Here is a 17868-nt window from a genome sequence, read left to right as displayed (position 1 = left end):
TGTTTTTTATTATGAATTTGATAAATGGCTTTGCTACAATAATTACTTCATATAGCGATACATAGGTATTTGTTTACCTAAACATATCGTCTAATAATGACTAGATTATTTTTAGTAGACTAAAACCGAGTGTTAAAAAAAATAGTTAAATCGGTTCAATTGTAAGCAACTTCCCTTTTTCTGGTGACAGTGAGTTCCACCTGTAGCTGCCCATATACTGTTCATCTACAGTTATTAAATAAAATTCATTTTCAGTAACCCTTACTTTTGTATCATTGATTGTTACATAATACTTAGTTTCTTCTTGTTTTTTATCGGTTACCAATAACACTCCGCTCGTTGTAACCTCGTTCAATTGATAAATCGAAATGCCACACATTACTGTAATTAATGAGGTTACAATGATAGCTTTAATAGCTGTTTTAATTTTAGGAAAGCCTATTCCTCTTACTTTCAAATACTTTATCCCAAAATAGACATACACTAGTATTGCGATGGGAACAAGAAACATTAAGTTAGCCGTTGCAGATACTATCTCATGCAAAGAATAACTATATAATATAAATAAATCTGTTCTACTTACTTGTAGTCCAATGAATGAAATAATACTTATTCCTAGTAACCAATATAAAGCGATTACTTGTTGTTTATATGCTTCTTCTATTTCAAACTTTTTGTTGACCATTCACTTTCTCTCCATGCTTTAATTGACGTATTTACGATGAAATGTCTTATCTATTCTTACACAGTTCACCTACTGATAACTTCGTAAATAATTGGTATTGCAAAACAAGCAAATAGTACAAGAGACATAATAGAAAAGAGCAGTGTATTGTGAGGTAGCCTTTTCTTTCTAAAGGTGAAGAATAGCATAAAGTTAGGTATGAGAATGACTAAAAAATTTATAACGATAGCAATAATACTAGCAGCCATTCCATCACCCCAGTAGATAACAGCCACAAACACAAAAAAATAAGATATTAAGTAGGCTAGATAGTAAAACGGCACCAAAACTAAATTGCCAATTAAGTAATAGCTGTATTGCATGTTTTTCACCTCCTATCTTCGTCTTTCTTTTTCCAAATCATCAAATCAGAAAAAGCCAGTCCAATTGCCAACCCAAAAGGAATCGCAAAATCATAAACACTCATTTCCGATGAACTAAAATGTGAAATAAGAAATTTTAAGGCACTAAACCATAAAAACCACGCAATAAACAGATACAACCTTTTCTTAATTTGATATGTACTAACCTTTTTTGCATTAGCAATCACTAGAATTATAGAGAACAAGAAATACAACAGAAGATAAATGGCATAACCAATGATAAATGCAGAAGAAAAAGTAGTATCAATACCCTTATAAATAATAACTACAGTTATGATAGTTCCTACCCAAAAAAGAATATGCAAAATTAGGTTTAACGAAATATTTTTCTTCATCTTTTACCCCTACTCTAGAATCTCAATAAATATATATAATCCCAAGTATATCACTTTTCCCATTTTATGTATTATCTTATTTCTATTGACATCCTATCATTTTGTACCATCGATATAAGCTGATTGAAGAAGTGGTTTACTAGGTTATAATTAAACCATTCATAGTCACGTACAGTTGCATGAGGAGGAGTGCTAAATGATTCAAAAGTTAGAAAAACAGGATTATGCTAAAGTTAAGGACTTGTTAAAACTTGAAAGTGAAATTTCCAATGTAGGCTTGAATTCTGTTATTAACGGAACAAATAGAGGAATTGTATATGTCGATAACACCGAACATCCTACTACAGCACTCATTTATGTTGTAGGGGTCATTTTATTTTTAGTAGGAGACCCACATAATAGAGCTTTTAATGAAGACTTAAATAGGTTGATAGATAATGAATTAAAGCATGATTTTATCGATGCATGTGGTGGAACGTGGTTCATTGGAACATCGTTTGATGAAAGATGGGAAGTGGTATTAAAGGATTTGTTTTCAGAGAGGAATTACGGAACCTATTTTGAATATCATTTTACCTTTAATCTTGATAAGTTTCTTCTAAACAAAAAAAGCTCCTATTCTATGCATAATGCTGTTCTTACCAAAATTGATAAGCAGTTGTTACACGATCCAAAAAACGAAGATATATTCACTGACTTTTGGGATTTTTGGAGAAGCGAAGATGATTTCTTTAAGCAAGGCTTAGGTTATTGCGTTGTTGAGAATAATAAAGTAATCAGTGTTTGCTTCTCTTCTCATGTGGATGATAATAAACATGAAATATATGTTATGTCATTAGAGGAAGCAAGGAATAAGGGTCTTGCTACAATATGTTGTACCGCTTTTATAGAAGACTGCATAAAATTAGGATTGGAGCCCCACTGGTCTACATACGAAACCAATACAGCTTCAGTAAATCTAGCTTCTCGTTGTGGATTTCAACTAGACAAGAAATTGGTAGCTTTTGAATTTGAACTTTAAAAATGATAAGGTACGTCAAATTAAATAGTCTGTAGGCGTTCCATAGTAAAGTGTATGATCAAATTCTGGATATTTCGATGTGTACCTTATAAAAATAGGTGAATGGAGTAATGTTGGGTAATTCGCAAAAAAGTTCTTATCTCCATAAAACATCCCTTTTAATGCTAAACTCATTTCTTTTCGAAAAATGTTATAACGAAACTGAGACTGTTCTTTTGAAAATTCCCCTTCATCAACATGCGCTTTTCCGACAAGAAATAATCTATTGAGTTGGTCAATCTGCCATTCGGCTAGAACTTCATCACGCATATCCCAATCAATCGCTTGGTAATTATACTCCGTACCAATATCTAAAAATAGTTCTCCTGTTTCATCTGAGTGGGTTAACGTGTATTTTCTTCCTTGAACCGGCTGCACAGATGTAGCAGGCGCCGTTAGATGCGTTGTTAATTTTTCTGGATCAAACATCGTTGAACCTCCTTCTTTTCTATAGCGTATGCCCCATTACAGTTACTGGACTGGGTAGATGCTCATCTAACTATTTGTACCGATCAATAATCATATTTTCAAAATCATCATAGAAATATTGGGATTTAATGCTAAAATAACCATAAGGAAGTATGTTGTTCAACTAAGAGTTGCATTACATGAAATAAATAGTTGTAATCTAGCATGTAAAGAGGTGAAAAATGAAAGATAGAGTGAAGGAAACGTTTAATCAACTTGCAAGCGTTTATGAACACACAGTTGATACAACAAGTTTGTATAATAGCGAATATGAAAGACCAGCAATGTTAGGACTGTTGCCACAGGATTTAAGAAATATGACTGTTCTTGATGCCGGTTGTGCGGCTGGATGGTACACTCACCAACTAATCCAACGGGGAGCAAATGTTGTTGCAACTGATATTAGTCCTGAAATGGTCAATTCTACTATGAGGCGTGTTGGGGATAAAGCTAAAGTTCTTTGTTTGGATCTAGAGGCAAAATTGCCTTTTAAAGAGAATACCTTTGATTACATTGTAAGCTCATTAACCCTCCATTATATAAAGGATTGGAGACATCCTTTTAATGAGTTTAAAAGGATTTTAAAGCCAAATGGCTTATTATTGTTTTCCGTACATCACCCCTTTTCAGATATTAAACTACTCCAAGATCCTAACTATTTCTCTACTGAATTAATTATCGATAAATGGAATAAAGAGGGTAAAACATTTGAAGTTCCCTTCTATCGACGACCTCTACACTCCATAGTAAATGATACACTTACATGCTTTTCTATTGAAGAAATGATAGAACCTACGCCCACAATGAACTTCAAAGCACAAAAACCAGAGAAATATGAAGCACTTATGAAATGTCCGCAATTCCTTATTATTAAGGCCGTTTCAAACTAAACTTTTGCGAGGAGTTGAAGTATGAAACAAAATTTAAAAGAGATTTTACTATACTTACTTTGGATTACTTCAGGATTATTAATTGGCGCTCTCATATTTATACCTATCTTTGAAGATACATTTATGGGTCTTTTGATGGGATTTGGTATAGGAACAGGTACATGGTTGGCTACGAATAAAAAGAAGAAGCGCTAGTAGATTTACAGACAAATTATTTCTATGGAACTTATGCTATTGAACAGATGAGCTAACAAGTACTATATTCTAATGGGGGAAGAAAGATTGGATATTTCTATATGAATTTTATCTTTTCTAGCTATATTTACGCTTCATAACTTAGAAGAAATTATAACGGTTGAAAAGTGGATTCAAGAAACGTATCCTCGTGTTTGTAATAAAATTCCTTCGTCTATCCAAAAAAGACTTAACAATTATAAAGATGTGACGTCCTCACAGTTTGCTGTCGTAGTTTTTGTATTTTCATTTTTTGTCTCTTTATTGATATTACTAGCTGTAATGACACAACATTATTATTTGTTCGTGGGGGTACTCTTATTTTTTGGTTTAAACATCTTAACCCATCCATTACAAAGTTTGTACTTACGTTGCTACACTCCAGGAGTCTTGACATCGCTATTATTGATAATCCCCTATTATAGTTTGTTTTTCTATCAATTTTACAATACTGAACTATTAACCTTTACCGCAATAGTTGTTATGTTCTTACTTATCCCTGTTTTTTTCTTAAGTCATAAACTTGGAGAGATGTGGAACTAACTTGGTTTAAACATCTTCAAACAGAAGCGTTTCTAAATAGGAACTTTTGAGAATCAAAAAATCGTAATAAAAAAACAATACTAATAAAAGTGAGGAGTAGTAAAAATATGAACAAAAACAATCATAAAAAAATAGAGATGAAAAAAAGTGAAATTTTCACATGGACAGCAATGGCATTTTCAATGGGGATTGCATTGGGATTTTTACTTTCACCAGCAAAGAATGGCTTTGGCAATAATTGCGGGAATACTACCAATCACTACTATCAAAATGACAAGCCTTCAACTGATGATGAATGACACTTTCCGTAGTTACATAAGCAAAAAAAGCACCTTAAGCATATTTTGAATTAGATATCACCAACCCTGTATTATTATTTTTGAAGCCCTTGAAAAAGTGGTTCAATGAAATCAAAGGAGGCGATGGTATGAAAAAAGTGGATGCACAGTCTGCAAAGGTATTGGAAGAAATTATTCGAGAACAAGATCACTCCTTTGAGTTAAATGGGCAGAAGTTTAAAATCATCGCTATTGATATTAAAGATGATACTGAAACAACTGTAGCTGAGGATGTTGAAAGAGATCCAGAGTTAAAACGAAAATTGTTACAGTCTAAAAAGGATATAGAAGAAGGAAATTATTTTACTTCGGAAGAAATGCGAGAAATGATACGTAGCGGTCAAGTATAATATGAGGTTTACGTAGTAACGAAGTAGAAATGAAAATAATAAAAAACGCTAGGATAAGTTATATATCCGAGCGTTTTTTGTACGTTCAGTTTGAAATCGCACTGCTAAAATACACAGTTAACTTAATCCCCCAAATGACTATCAAGAAACGCCAACACTCGTTGAGCATATTCTTTATCGTTTTCAGGATGCAAGATGTCTGTCGTGAAAAAGTGATAATCACCTTCCCTTGTGAAGGTTTCTACATGACTTGGAGCTTGAGCAATGATTCGTTCAAAATTTGAAAAGGATACCTCTGAATCATTTGTTGAATGCATAATTAATGCCGGCCTATCCCCCAGATTTTTTATTTGATTTTCAGGATAAATGTTTCTGGTGTTTAATCCAAATTTATATGCCGTATACAGTTCCAAAAATGGTCTCTGCATGGTAGCTACCATTTTCGGTGCACCTAAGGCTATCATGTTTTCAATAAAAACATCTTGCCATGAGGAATACGCGGACATGCTAATTAATGCCGCTATTTCAGGGATTTGCCCAATAGAATTTATGGCAACAGCTCCTCCCATTGATAGACCATATACTACGATGGGAACCTCCCTGTATTTCTCTTGAGACCTGATATAGTCTACAACCGCTTGGGTATCTAGCGTTTCACGATACCCTAGGCTGATGACCTCCCCTTCACTTTCCCCATGTGCTCGCATGTCATAAAGAATCGAGGCGTAGCCATTGTCACTTGCCATTTTTGCATGGCCAAAAAAGGCTGTCACGGATGGATTATGAATTCCTGAAATAAAAATAATAATGGCTTTGGGACGTTCCACCTCTACTTCAAACGCAGAGATTTGATACCCATCTTCTGTCGTCAGATGTAACTCCTGAGCGTCTAGATCATAGTCGCTAGCCTGATATACTTGGGAAAATTGAACAGATTGATTAATCATCCCACCCATAATAAGTGGTGGTATCGCAGTTAATACGATAACGAGGAATAAAGTGAGTACTGCTGTAACCTTTATTATTTTCTTTACATACTTCTTTCGTTTCAATTGTCCTTCTATGACGGTTCTCATGTCTCATCCACCAAATTTCTTTTAGTCTCTTCCCTTTTACATTTCCACAAATCTCAATACATTCCCTTTACTACCGTTCGAATCCATAAATAAAGAACCAAGGTTTCACCCTTAGTTCCCTGCTCCTCTATATTTCGTGACACCTTTGTTCCATAAGAACACCGCTAATATAAAGAATGCGATGGCGACAAACGGAGTCAATGCGGTGTAGAGATACCACTCTTCTCTTCCTAGGAAATAAGCCGCTGGGTACACCCCAACAAAGGCAAATGGAAGCACCCATGTTAATACGAAGCGGATGATGTTGTTATAAATATCCACTGGGTAACGGCCGTAGTTTCCGATGTTGTACATCATCGGCATAATGTCCGTTCGGCTATCGGACCAAAAGGAAATGCTCGCAATCATAATAAAGATGCTTGCATAGATGAACGCGCCCCCTAAGGCTAACAGCAAAAAGATAAACGGGTCATACCAGGAGAAGGTTAAGCCGAGCTGCATGCTCGCATAGGTCATAATCGCTACTCCTGTAATCACCCCAAACATCGATTCAAGCTCCATTCGTTCAAGTATAATCTGAAACAAGCTATGAATCGGCCTTGTTAGAATTCGGTCCATTTCTCCTTTGACAATATATCGTTCATTGAAATCCCATATGTTAAAAAACGAAGTGAAAATCGAGAACGGCACTAAAAAGAATCCATAAATGAAGATAATTTCTTCGCGACTCCAACCACTTAATAATTGCGTATGTCCGAATACGACGAGAATAAAGATTAAATTCACCGCTTGAAACAGGAGGTCAGAAAGGATTTCAACCACCGTATCCACGCGGTACGTCAGTCTTGTTTTTACATATTGAGAGGCGTATTGGAAAAACATCGATACATAATACATCGGTTAGCCCCCTTGCACGATCAATTGCTTTTTCGCAACGACCCATAAGATTTGAATAGGAATGATAAGAACAAGAGCCCATATTGCCTGAAGTCCAATCGCTTGCCATATTTCCGACCGAGCAAATGCTTCTGAGAAAATCATACTCGGAATGTAGCTAATCGCTTGAAACGGCAAGAACATCATCACGTCTTGTGCCCATAACGGGTAAAAACTTATCGGTAACAATAATCCTGAAAATAAATCAATGACCACCCGTTTTCCTCGAATCAGACCATCGTTATTAAATAAGAAAAACGTTAAAATTCCAGTGAGTAAGTTGATTTGTGTATTAATGATGAAACTAAATAAAATCGAGATGAAAAAGAATCCCCAAATGGATAGGTTTGTTGAGAATTGCAACGGGAAAATGAACCAGATAATGAGTAGTCCTGGTGCCGAGAAGAACACCAATCGGAATATCCCTTCTCCTAACCCTTGCATCGTTTTCATGCCGAGGTAGTTATACGGACGAATCATTTCAATGGCGACCTTGCCGTCTTTAATTTCTTGAGCAATTTCCCGGTCAATGTTGTTAAAATAAAACGCACGCGCCATCCAGGCAACAGCAACATACGTTGTCATTTGTATGACTGACATCCCTTGTATTTCTTCTTTTCCACCGTAAATCGCGGTCCATAAAAAGTAGTAGGCGGCAATGTTTATCGAATATATTAAAATTCCGCTGTAATAATTCGTTCGATACGCTAGCATCATTAAAAAGCGGATGCGAATCATTTCAAGGTATTTACCTGACATGGAACACACCTTCTTCATAAATGTTGCGAATAATCTCTTCTGTCGACACCGTATTGATTTTCATATCAGAAACCGTTAGTTTTGCAGCTACAGCACTTATGATTAATGAAACATCCTCATCATTATCTGTAACCGCAATCCATTCATTCGCCTTCTCGCCTTGCTTCCACTCGAGCGTTAGCGCCTTTGTTAATCCTTCTAACTCGGATTTTGATACTTCACGTTGAAAGTGGAAAAGAATTTCTTTTCCTGCGCCCCAATTTTGTTGAAGTTGTTGCAAGGCGCCGTCATAAATGATTTTTCCTTCATCAAGCATAATGACGCGCTCGCATAACGCTTCGATATCTGCTAAGTCATGCGTCGTTAACAGAATCGTAGTTTGATATTTTTCGTTAATTCGTTTTAAAAATTCACGAATCTTCAGTTTGACCAGGACATCTAACCCAATCGTTGGTTCATCTAAAAATAACAATGTTGGATTATGGATAAGCGCAGCGGCTAACTCACAACGCATCCGTTGGCCAAGTGACAACTTTCGAACTGGTTTATCAAGTAACGGCCCTAACTCAAGCGTTTCGACAATATCCTTCATATGTGCTTCGAACTGCTCATCTGGGACATTGTACACTTTTTTTAGTAAACGAAATGATTCTTGAACAGCAATATCCCACCAAAGCTGTGAGCGTTGCCCGAACACTACTCCAATTGTTCGTACAAATTGCTCTCGTTGCTTATGCGGGTTCATCCCGTTAACAATGACTTCCCCTGAGGTTGGAGTTAAGATGCCTGTCAGCATTTTAATCGTCGTTGATTTGCCTGCTCCGTTTTCTCCAATATAACCAACCATCTCTCCTTTTTTTATCGTAAACGAGACATCGTTCACAGCAGAAAAGATTTGATAATTACGTGTAAATAAATCTCGAAATGCACCTGATAATCCAGAACGACTCGAGTATTGTTTAAATTCCTTGCGAAGCATGTTTACTTCAATCATGTTCATCCAAGTCACTCCTTGTTTTTTGACTTTGATAGTGTACCGAATTTTTTCTATTTCTACAAGATGAATGCTTTGTGTTTATTACTCGGTTTCTACACATGCTAAAATAAATAGGAAGATACACGTATTTTAAGGAGGATTTATCATACTTATGAACCATTCACAATCTGAACGATTATATGATGAAGCATTAGCGCATATCCTTGGTGGAGTGAACAGTCCATCTCGTTCGTATAAAGCGGTTGGTGGCGGTGCCCCTGTTTTTATGGAAAAAGCAAACGGTGCGTACTTCTGGGATGTTGATGGCAATCGCTATATTGATTATTTAGCAGCGTATGGTCCAATTATTACTGGTCATGCCCATCCCCACATTACCGAAGCAATTACAAAAGCGGCGCAAAACGGCGTGTTATACGGCACACCGACTCGTCTTGAAAACCAATTTGCAAAAATGATTCAAGAAGCAATTCCATCAATGGAACGAATTCGCTTTGTGAATTCAGGTACGGAAGCAGTCATGACAACAATTCGTGTCGCTCGTGCGTATACGGGTCGCGATAAAATAATAAAATTTGCTGGTTGTTACCATGGCCATTCCGACCTTGTACTTGTGGCGGCAGGCTCTGGCCCTTCTACTCTTGGAACACCAGATTCCGCTGGGGTTACCAAAAACATTGCCAAAGAAGTGATCACTGTTCCGTTTAACGACATTGATGCGTTTAAAGAAGCGATGGATACATGGGGCAATGACATTGCCGCTGTGTTAGTTGAACCGATTGTTGGAAACTTCGGGATTGTTGAACCATTTCCAGGATTTTTAGAAAGCGTCAATGACATCACTCATCAAGCTGGTGGGCTTGTCATTTATGATGAAGTGATTACAGCCTTTCGTTTTATGTACGGTGGTGCGCAAAATTATCTTGGGGTCGAACCTGATATGACGGCACTTGGGAAAATCATCGGTGGTGGCCTTCCAATTGGTGCCTACGGCGGAAGAAAAGAAATCATGGAACAAGTCGCTCCTCTTGGTCCAGCCTATCAAGCCGGAACGATGGCTGGAAACCCTGCATCGATTAGTTCTGGAATTGCTTGTTTGGAAGTTCTACAAGAACCTGGTTTGTACGACAAACTCGACAAACTTGGCGCTCGTTTAGAAGAAGGAATTCTTGCTCATGCGAAAGAAAGCAACATTCCGATTACGATTAATCGCTTAAAAGGTGCGTTAACGGTTTATTTTAATCAGGAAAAAGTGACGAATTATGAGCAAGCCGAAAATAGTGACGGCGACATGTTTGGTCGATTCTTTAAACTGATGCTTGAAAATGGTATCAATCTCGCCCCTTCAAAATATGAGGCTTGGTTTATTACAATTGCTCATACTGAAAAAGACATAGAAGACACCTTAGACGTAGTAGACAAAGTGTTTAAACTATTAAGATAATTGAATATTTATACAACGTATACATGCAGAAAATCTTTGGTAATTTTGCATGTATTCTACTATTGATTAATGAAAACGCTTACAAATACAGTTAATTCCGCACTTTCCTTTTGTTCATAATATTTAGTAAATTACCTGTATTATCCACCTCGCTGAATAAAAATAATTGAAACACAAATAAAAATGTGATATACTCGTTCTACAGTTCTGGCAATTTTATGATGTCAGTCCTTGCTTAGCGCGCGCTGCTTTACCACAAAGGGTGTTCGAAAAGTTAACAAACAGTAGGAGCTTTTACGACCCTAGAGAACCGCAGCTAATTTATGTAAGATTTTTTTACAAATGTAGGCGTTGTTTTGCCGACTTTTCGAACAGACTTTTAACAATCGGGAGGTGACGGTCAGCTTATCTGACCAACTTATGAGAAAATGGAGTCCTAGTACATTTCGAGATTTTCAAAAAAATGTTGAACACGATAGTTGTGGAATTGTATCTGTCATGGAAAAAAAGCGTATCCCAACAAAGAAAAACATCGACGACTGTATTGATGCGTTAGTTAAGATGAATCACCGTGCTGGTTTTATTAACGAAGAAGGTGATGGTGTTGGGATTCATATCGACATCCCAAAAGCCGTCTGGAAAGAAAAACTTGAAAATGCCAATCAAGATTCTTCGATTGTAGACCGTCCTGATTTTGTCGTTGGACATCTTTTCATTGACCAAACCGCTGATGCTGATGCAACAAAAGCTGAAATTAAAGCTAAATTTTCTTCAGTTGGTTTTGACCTTGTTTTTGAAACAGATACGGTAACGAACTCGGAAGCACTTGGACCATTAGGAAGAAAAGAAGAGCCTGTTTTTTGGCAGGTTGCCCTATTACCATCCATTGACCAAGACAGCTTACACGAAACTATTTTTAATCTAGTCATCTCAATTGAACAAAATAAATTAGTCCATGTTGCTTCTTTAAGTAATTTCTATGCGATTTACAAAGTAATGGGAGCTGGAGATGTTCTTCCTCGCTATTATCATGACTTAGCGAACCCATTAGTCGCATCAACAATGACACTTGGACACAATCGTTACTCAACTAACACGTTGTCTAACTTTTTCCGTGTGCAACCTTTTAGTGTCATTGGACATAACGGAGAAATTAATACGATCGCAAAACTACGAGATGAAGCTAGAATGCTAGATATTCCTCTTGTTGATGGCGCGAGTGATTCTCAAGATCTAAACCGTGTGATTGAAACGTTAATTTATCGTCATGGTTTTAGCTTATTTGAAGCATTAGATGTTCTCTTCCCGCCTATCGTCAATGAGATTAAGGGAATGCCAGACCATCTTCAAGACTTATATGCGTATATCCGTGAAGCTTGGGGACATTTTGCTCAAGGACCTGCAGGGATTATTTCTCGCTTTGGAAACGAAGCTGCCTTCAGTGTAGATGCACTTGGCTTACGTCCTGTATGGATGGTTGAGAATACCTCTTCTTATTACTTTGCTTCTGAGCAAGGAATCATTTCTTCAAGTGAATTCGTTGCTGAACCAAAGCCACTTGCACCTGGTGAAAAAGTGGGCTTGCATTGGAACGAAGATGATACACTATCTGTCTTTTTCCATGATGAGTATCAAGAAGAAGTCTATAATCGCCTAAAAGGAAGATTAAACCTTGAAGGAAGCCGTAAACGCTTGAACACGCCTCAAATTCAGGCTGATGAAAAGGTCAAGCATTTACCTATCAAAATTACAAATGGTCACTATTCGGCATTCGGTTGGGACCGTGAGCACATTCAAATGGTTGAGCAAATGGCTGAAAAAGGTGTTGAACCGATTCGTTCTTTAGGACATGATGCGCCATTAGCTACATTACACCAAGGTCGCAAAAACATCGCTGACTTTATTAAAGAAAGTGTAGCGGTTGTTACAAACCCAGCAATTGACCGTGACCGTGAAATGGAACACTTCTCAACTCGTGTTATTTTAGGAAAGCGTCCTTCTTTAACCGAGCATGAAAGTGACCATACAAACCTTGAAATCATTTCACCAGTTGTCCTTGAAGGTGCGGCTGGAGAATTACTTGCTAACGATGGCCAACAGCCTTCTTATGAGCAAATCGTTTCTTACTATCAATCTTTGAAAGCCGTTCATGTATTATCAGCGACATTTGCTGATAATGAAACTGTCGCTGAAGCGTTAGATAGATTAGTAGAAGAAGGAGCAGCTGCGCTTGAAAATGGAGCTGAGCTTCTAATTTTAAATGATGAGCAAGCTCATACAGAAAATCACTTATGGCTTGATCCTCATCTTGTGGTTTCTGCGCTTGACCAAGGCTTAACGAAAAAGCAAATTCGTCGTAAAGGTTCGATCGTCCTTCGTTCTGGTTCGATTCGTTCCCTACATGATATTGCTGTAGTGTATGGTTTAGGTGCCGATATTGTGAACCCTTACCTTATGTTTGGCACAGTAACAGCAGATAGTGCTGAGCCTGGTGTGAAATTATTTGAAGCTCTTAACAAAGGTTTAGAAAAAGTCATTTCAACAATCGGTATCCATGAGCTACGCGGCTATGCTCGCTTGTTCTCAGCTATCGGTCTAAACAATGAAGTATCTGATGTACTAAACATCGTTAACTTCCTTGGCGGAGATGAGTTAAGCTATAATTTTGCAAAAATGAAAGAAGATGCGCTTGGTCGTCGTGAAGATTTTGCCGATGAAAAAGCTCGTCCAGGGAAAACGTTCCACTTCTTCCCTCGTATTTGGAAAGCCATCGGTGATATTGCTGCTGGTAACACAGAATACAGCGTATACGGCGATAAACTAAAAGAACAAGAAGAAAACAATCCGATTTCAATTCGACATCTTGTAGATTTAAAAACAGCTCAATCAACTATCGAGCAAGACAGTGTTGACCTAAGTGTCAAAAACCACAGCTTGCCATTTATGATTAGTTCGATGTCATTCGGTTCTCAAAATGAAATTGCATTCCGCGCGTATGCTGAAGCAGCTGACCGCTTAAACATGATCAGCTTTAACGGTGAGGGTGGAGAAATTAAAGATATGCTTGGCAAATATCCAAACACGCGTGGGCAGCAAGTCGCTTCTGGACGTTTTGGTGTTAACGCTGAGTTAGTCAACTCAACAAACTTAATTGAAATTAAAATTGGTCAAGGAGCGAAGCCTGGTGAAGGTGGACACTTACCTGGATCAAAGGTTACTGATAAAGTTGCCGCAGCTCGTAACGCAACAACGGGTTCGGATTTAATCTCTCCGTCAAATAACCATGATATCTACTCAATTGAAGATTTAGCACAAATGGTGACAGAGATTAAAACAGCAAATGACCAAGCGAAAGTCTGTGTGAAGGTTCCAATCGTACCTAACATTGGAACAATCGCAGTTGGTATCGCAAAAGCTGGTGCTGATTTCATAACGCTAAGTGGATTTGACGGTGGTACAGGAGCTGCTCGTGTACACGCACTTCAACACGTTGGGTTGCCTGTTGAAATTGGTGTGAAAGCTGCACACAACGCGTTAATTGAATCAGGACTTCGTCACAAAGTTGAAATCTGGGCTGACGGTGGAATTAAGTCTGCTCTTGATGTAGTTAAAGTTATGCTTCTTGGTGCAAACCGTGTTGGTTTCGGTACCCTATCAATGATTGCAGTTGGTTGTACAACTTGCCGTGGCTGTCATCTAGATACATGTCACGTAGGTATCGCCACACAAATTGAATCGGAAGCACAAGCAAAAGAGCACGGCCTTCGTCGCTTCGTTCCTCGTCAATTTGACCTTGCTGTTCAAGGACTTATGACGATGTTCAATGCACTTGGTTCGGAAGTTCAAGCTCTAACAGCTTCTCTTGGATTCTCTCGTTTACAAGATATAGTTGGTCGCTCTGACCTACTTGTTCAAACTCGTGGTGAAGATGCAATGGACCTTGCAAACATGCTTGAAGTCCTATCTGCTTCTGATGTGGCGATTATGCCTCAACTTGAAACAGCCGCAACATCTGAAGAGCAAAAACTTGCAGTTGCTGCAGGTGCTGAGTATCTAGATTACAACGTAGAAGACTTAAGCAAATCACGTGAATTTACAAGCGTAACGGCTGAACAACGTATTCTTGGTAGCCGTGTATCTTGTCACCGCGTTCGCGGAAAGCTTGATGGTTCATACCGTGAGCTTCCTGAGATTGAATTAAGCTTTAAAAACGGTTCGATTCCTGGAAACGGACTTGGAGCTTATAACTCTCATGGTATCGCAATTCACGTTGATGGCGGAGCTCAAGATGGAATTGGTAAAACAGCATTCGGTGGTCAAATGATGATCTTCAAAGCGAAAGGCCAAGACGGAAAATTTTATAACGGGTCAGTTGGTAAAGGAACGGGTTATGGCGCACAAAAAGGTGTATTCATGATTCAAGGAAATGCTGACGCTCGTGCCGGCATTCGTCTATCTGGTGCCGATATGATTTTCGGTGGAAGATTAACAAAACCGGTCAATGCAAGAAACTACAACATCGGTGTGAATGCCAACCTGAAAGGCTTCGCATTTGAATATATGACAAACGGTCGCGGAATCGTTCTTGGAGACCCAGGCCCATGGATCTGTGCAGGTATGACAGGTGGAGTCGTGTACCTCCGCAACCAGCCAGAAATGGGATTAACGAAAGAAGCGCTACAAGCTCGTATCGCAAAAGGCGCAAAAGTGAACATCGAGCCAATTTCTGAAAAAGGAAGAGCCGATATCACAGAGTTACTCACCATGTATACAGAGCAACTCACAAAATACGGACACACAGAAGAAGCTGCCATTGTCGCAGGGTTACTGGAAGACATCGAAGGAAACTTCGTACAAATCATCCCTGTCAAAGAGCAAGCTGACCCATCTGTATCTACTGAGTAATTGTAAGTTATGTAAAGAACCTAAGCCAATGCGCTTAGGTTCTTTTTCTTTTGCGGTGGTATGGGGTTTGGGTGGTTTGGGTGGTTTGGGTGGGCGGTTGAGTGTTTTTGGGGGGCGGATGGGGTATTCGTTACCGGCGGAGTGCTTTTCCTCCTTGGTAGGGGAACGATTATTTTTATTCGTTACCGCTCGACTGCTTTTTCCCCTTGGGAGGGGAACGATTTTCTTTATTCGTTACCGCTCGACTGCTTTTTCCCCTTGGGAGGGGAACGATTATCTTTATTCGTTACCGGGCGACTGCTTTTTCCCCTTGGGAGGGGAACGATTATCTTTATTCGTTACCGGGCGAGCGCTTTTCTTCCTTGGTAGGGTAACTATTATTCTTATTCGTTACCGAACGAGCTCTTTTCCCCCTTGATACGGGAACGATTATTCTTATTCGTTACCGGGCGACTGCTTTTTCCCCTTGGGAGGGGAACGATTATTTTTATTCGTTACCGAGCGAGCTCTTTTCCCCCTTGGGAGGGGAACGATTATTCTTATTCGTTACCGAGCGAGCTCTTTTCCCCCTTGATACGGGAACGATTATTCTTATTCGTTACCGAGCGAGCTCTTTTCCCCCTTGATACGGGAACGATTATTTTTATTCGTTACCGCTCGAGCGCTTTTCTTCCTTGCTACGGGAACGATTATTGAATTGCGTTTCCGTTCGACTGCTTTTTTTCCTCTCTCTAGGAACAGTTCTTCACTATCCGTTACCACTCCACTCCTTTTCCGTTCCACTCCTGTTCTCTCACACTCTGGTAACGGTTCCTCGCTATCCATTACCGCTTCACTCCTTTCCCCTCCCACTCTGGTAACGGTTCCTCACTATCCATTACCGCTCTGCTCCTTTTCGCTTCCACTCTGGTAACGGTTCTTCACTTCTGTTAACTCTCCCTCCCTCTTCTACCTTCTAACGATTGCGGTTCCTTGAAAAGCAAGCGAATAAAAGGATACCATTCCAAATACTTACAACAGCGTTGGTATTTTATGTTAAAATAGTATAGAGTCCCGAACTAGTATATATACCGTATTAATCAGAGGTGATGTAATGTCTGAAATTACTTTTTTAGCATCTTCTAAACCCTTTATCATTCCAGATGAAATTAAAGAATATAATAATCGAACTTATTTTGAAAGAATAGAAGATATGATAGGTTTAGGGGTGCATGAAATAGATCCTTATTGGAAGGATCTTGTGAACGATCTTTTTACAATGCCGTACATTTATACGATTTATGGCGCGGATAATAAATTATTTTTATTATATCTTGAGAAGTATATGGAAGAAGGAGAGATTTTGGAACTTCTAGAAATTCCGAATGAACACGCCTTCGAATATTACAAGAGCAGAATATTAGAAGATCCAAATCCTATTATAATAAACGTAGGAAGTCTCACTTATCAAAATAAAACTGAAAAATATCAATTAAACCCTAAAAAGTGGGTAGATGAATTAAGCCACAAAATTTTTGTAACACATTATTGCGTCACAACAATAGTAAAATATTAAAGTTTTCGGGAATGAGTAAACAAGGAGGCAACAAATGATTACAGAATTAAAGAAGTCTGATTTCTACAAATGCAGAGACCTGCTATTCGAGCAGGGTCAGATAGATGCTAAAGCAATAGTTGAAGGAGTAAATCCTGGTCGTATTTTTGTAGATGATATAGCTTCTCCTACTTCAGGTCTCATCTGGTTAGGTAATAACGATGGTTTTATCTTTATAGGAAATGAAAGAAATGAGGGTTTCAATTCCAATTTAAATACACTTATAGATACAGTAATCAAACCAGAAGCAATGAAAGTAGGATTAACTTGGTTTGAGGGCATTGGTGAGGATAGTAAGTGGGATGAGACAATTAAAAAGGTGTTTGAAAACCGAGGTTTAGGAAGTTGGAATCAGAAGGTTTATACGTTACATAAAAGCGATTATAATCACAACTCCCACCCTTCGATTGAAGAAGGATATACTATCGTTAAAATCAGTGAACCTTTTTTCAATAACCGTGATAAATCGAATGAGAACATTGATTTTTTACATTCAAATATATTGGATTTTTGGTCGTTACCTCAGAGTTTCTTTAATGAAGGTATTGGTTATTGTGCAGTTTATAAAAATAGAGTTGTAAGTCTCTGTACTTCAGGTTTTGTAGTTAATAATGTTCACGCTATCAATATTGAAACGTTGGAAGAGCATCAAGGTAAAAAGTTAGCACAAAAGCTAGCCTTATCTTTTGTTGAAGAGTGTTTTACTAATAATTTTGTTCCGTATTGGGATTGTATGGAGTCAAACAAGCCTTCTGTTGCTGTTGCAGAGAAAGTAGGTTTTAGAAATATCTTTGGTTATAAAGGGTACGAATTTAAGTTGGAATAACATTTACTA

The 17868-nt window shown here is 38.2% G+C and carries 19 protein-coding genes; 10 read left to right on the top strand and 9 right to left on the bottom strand.

The features are described from left to right. Positions 1 to 145: 145 nt before the first annotated feature. From BK585_RS04480 to BK585_RS04470, 3 genes are all read right to left on the bottom strand, one after another. A complete protein-coding gene (locus BK585_RS04480) occupies positions 146 to 685 on the bottom strand; it encodes a hypothetical protein (protein ID WP_078552175.1) in 540 nt (179 codons plus the stop codon). A gap of 65 nt (positions 686 to 750) precedes the next feature. Further along, entirely contained in the window at positions 751 to 1047 is a 297-nt protein-coding gene (locus tag BK585_RS04475; RefSeq protein ID WP_078552173.1) for a hypothetical protein, read from the bottom strand. A gap of 5 nt (positions 1048 to 1052) precedes the next feature. Continuing rightward, entirely contained in the window at positions 1053 to 1442 is a 390-nt protein-coding gene (locus tag BK585_RS04470) for a hypothetical protein (RefSeq protein WP_078552171.1), read from the bottom strand. Positions 1443 to 1638: 196 nt separating this feature from the next. Here BK585_RS04470 and BK585_RS04465 point away from each other — a divergent pair, with 196 nt between their 5' ends. After that, a complete protein-coding gene (locus BK585_RS04465) occupies positions 1639 to 2463 on the top strand; it encodes a GNAT family N-acetyltransferase (protein ID WP_078552169.1) in 825 nt (274 codons plus the stop codon). A gap of 15 nt (positions 2464 to 2478) precedes the next feature. On the opposite strand, the gene BK585_RS04460 is transcribed toward BK585_RS04465, so the two are convergent. Next, a complete protein-coding gene (locus BK585_RS04460; RefSeq protein ID WP_078552167.1) occupies positions 2479 to 2931 on the bottom strand; it encodes a staygreen family protein in 453 nt (150 codons plus the stop codon). Between the two features lie 221 nt (positions 2932 to 3152). Between BK585_RS04460 and BK585_RS04455 the strand changes: the two genes are divergently transcribed. The 5 genes from BK585_RS04455 to BK585_RS04440 all read left to right on the top strand — a co-directional run bounded on the left by BK585_RS04455 (position 3153) and on the right by BK585_RS04440 (position 5325). Beyond that, positions 3153 to 3860, top strand: a complete 708-nt coding sequence (locus BK585_RS04455; RefSeq protein ID WP_078552165.1) for a class I SAM-dependent methyltransferase — start codon at positions 3153 to 3155, stop codon at positions 3858 to 3860. A 21-nt stretch (positions 3861 to 3881) separates the two neighbouring features. Then, positions 3882 to 4055, top strand: coding sequence for a hypothetical protein (locus tag BK585_RS23895; RefSeq protein ID WP_170885469.1), 174 nt, complete (start codon positions 3882 to 3884; stop codon positions 4053 to 4055). A 105-nt stretch (positions 4056 to 4160) separates the two neighbouring features. Next, entirely contained in the window at positions 4161 to 4637 is a 477-nt protein-coding gene (locus tag BK585_RS04450; protein ID WP_342744316.1) for an HXXEE domain-containing protein, read from the top strand. A 107-nt stretch (positions 4638 to 4744) separates the two neighbouring features. Continuing rightward, complete coding sequence (locus BK585_RS04445) at positions 4745 to 4936, top strand: hypothetical protein (protein ID WP_078552163.1); 192 nt, start codon at positions 4745 to 4747, stop codon at positions 4934 to 4936. 128 nt (positions 4937 to 5064) lie between these two features. Then, positions 5065 to 5325 (top strand): hypothetical protein, encoded by a 261-nt coding sequence (locus BK585_RS04440; RefSeq protein ID WP_078552161.1) that lies wholly within the window; start codon positions 5065 to 5067, stop codon positions 5323 to 5325. A 122-nt stretch (positions 5326 to 5447) separates the two neighbouring features. On the opposite strand, the gene BK585_RS04435 is transcribed toward BK585_RS04440, so the two are convergent. The 4 genes from BK585_RS04435 to BK585_RS04420 form a co-directional block, all read right to left on the bottom strand. Continuing rightward, positions 5448 to 6401, bottom strand: a complete 954-nt coding sequence (locus BK585_RS04435; RefSeq protein WP_078552160.1) for an alpha/beta hydrolase — start codon at positions 6399 to 6401, stop codon at positions 5448 to 5450. 111 nt (positions 6402 to 6512) lie between these two features. Beyond that, a complete protein-coding gene (locus BK585_RS04430) occupies positions 6513 to 7298 on the bottom strand; it encodes an ABC transporter permease (RefSeq protein WP_078552158.1) in 786 nt (261 codons plus the stop codon). 3 nt (positions 7299 to 7301) lie between these two features. After that, positions 7302 to 8096, bottom strand: a complete 795-nt coding sequence (locus BK585_RS04425) for an ABC transporter permease (protein ID WP_078552156.1) — start codon at positions 8094 to 8096, stop codon at positions 7302 to 7304. After that, entirely contained in the window at positions 8086 to 9096 is a 1011-nt protein-coding gene (locus tag BK585_RS04420) for an ABC transporter ATP-binding protein (RefSeq protein ID WP_078552154.1), read from the bottom strand. The genes BK585_RS04425 and BK585_RS04420 overlap by 11 nt, the downstream gene beginning before the upstream one ends. A 148-nt stretch (positions 9097 to 9244) precedes the next feature. On the opposite strand from BK585_RS04420, the gene BK585_RS04415 reads away from it, so the two are divergent. Together BK585_RS04415 and BK585_RS04410 are read left to right on the top strand one after the other, a co-directional pair. Then, the gene (locus BK585_RS04415) at positions 9245 to 10534 is read left to right on the top strand and encodes a glutamate-1-semialdehyde 2,1-aminomutase (RefSeq protein ID WP_078552152.1); all 1290 of its coding nucleotides are present in this window, start codon (positions 9245 to 9247) and stop codon (positions 10532 to 10534) included. A gap of 420 nt (positions 10535 to 10954) precedes the next feature. Beyond that, on the top strand, positions 10955 to 15439 hold the full coding sequence (locus BK585_RS04410; protein WP_078552150.1) for a glutamate synthase-related protein: 4485 nt from the start codon (positions 10955 to 10957) through the stop codon (positions 15437 to 15439). A gap of 591 nt (positions 15440 to 16030) precedes the next feature. On the opposite strand, the gene BK585_RS04400 is transcribed toward BK585_RS04410, so the two are convergent. Then, complete coding sequence (locus tag BK585_RS04400) at positions 16031 to 16264, bottom strand: hypothetical protein (RefSeq protein ID WP_078552146.1); 234 nt, start codon at positions 16262 to 16264, stop codon at positions 16031 to 16033. A 268-nt stretch (positions 16265 to 16532) separates the two neighbouring features. Here BK585_RS04400 and BK585_RS04395 point away from each other — a divergent pair, with 268 nt between their 5' ends. Together BK585_RS04395 and BK585_RS04390 are read left to right on the top strand one after the other, a co-directional pair. After that, positions 16533 to 16994, top strand: coding sequence for a hypothetical protein (locus BK585_RS04395; protein WP_078552144.1), 462 nt, complete (start codon positions 16533 to 16535; stop codon positions 16992 to 16994). A 34-nt stretch (positions 16995 to 17028) separates the two neighbouring features. Further along, the gene (locus tag BK585_RS04390) at positions 17029 to 17859 is read left to right on the top strand and encodes a GNAT family N-acetyltransferase (RefSeq protein ID WP_078552143.1); all 831 of its coding nucleotides are present in this window, start codon (positions 17029 to 17031) and stop codon (positions 17857 to 17859) included. Positions 17860 to 17868 lie beyond the last annotated feature (9 nt).

This window comes from Bacillus alkalicellulosilyticus, assembly GCF_002019795.1.
GTDB classification, from domain to species: domain Bacteria; phylum Bacillota; class Bacilli; order Bacillales; family Bacillaceae_F; genus Bacillus_AO; species Bacillus_AO alkalicellulosilyticum.
Note: the sequence above shows the minus strand (reverse complement) of the source record. Positions and strands in the feature narration are given on the sequence as shown.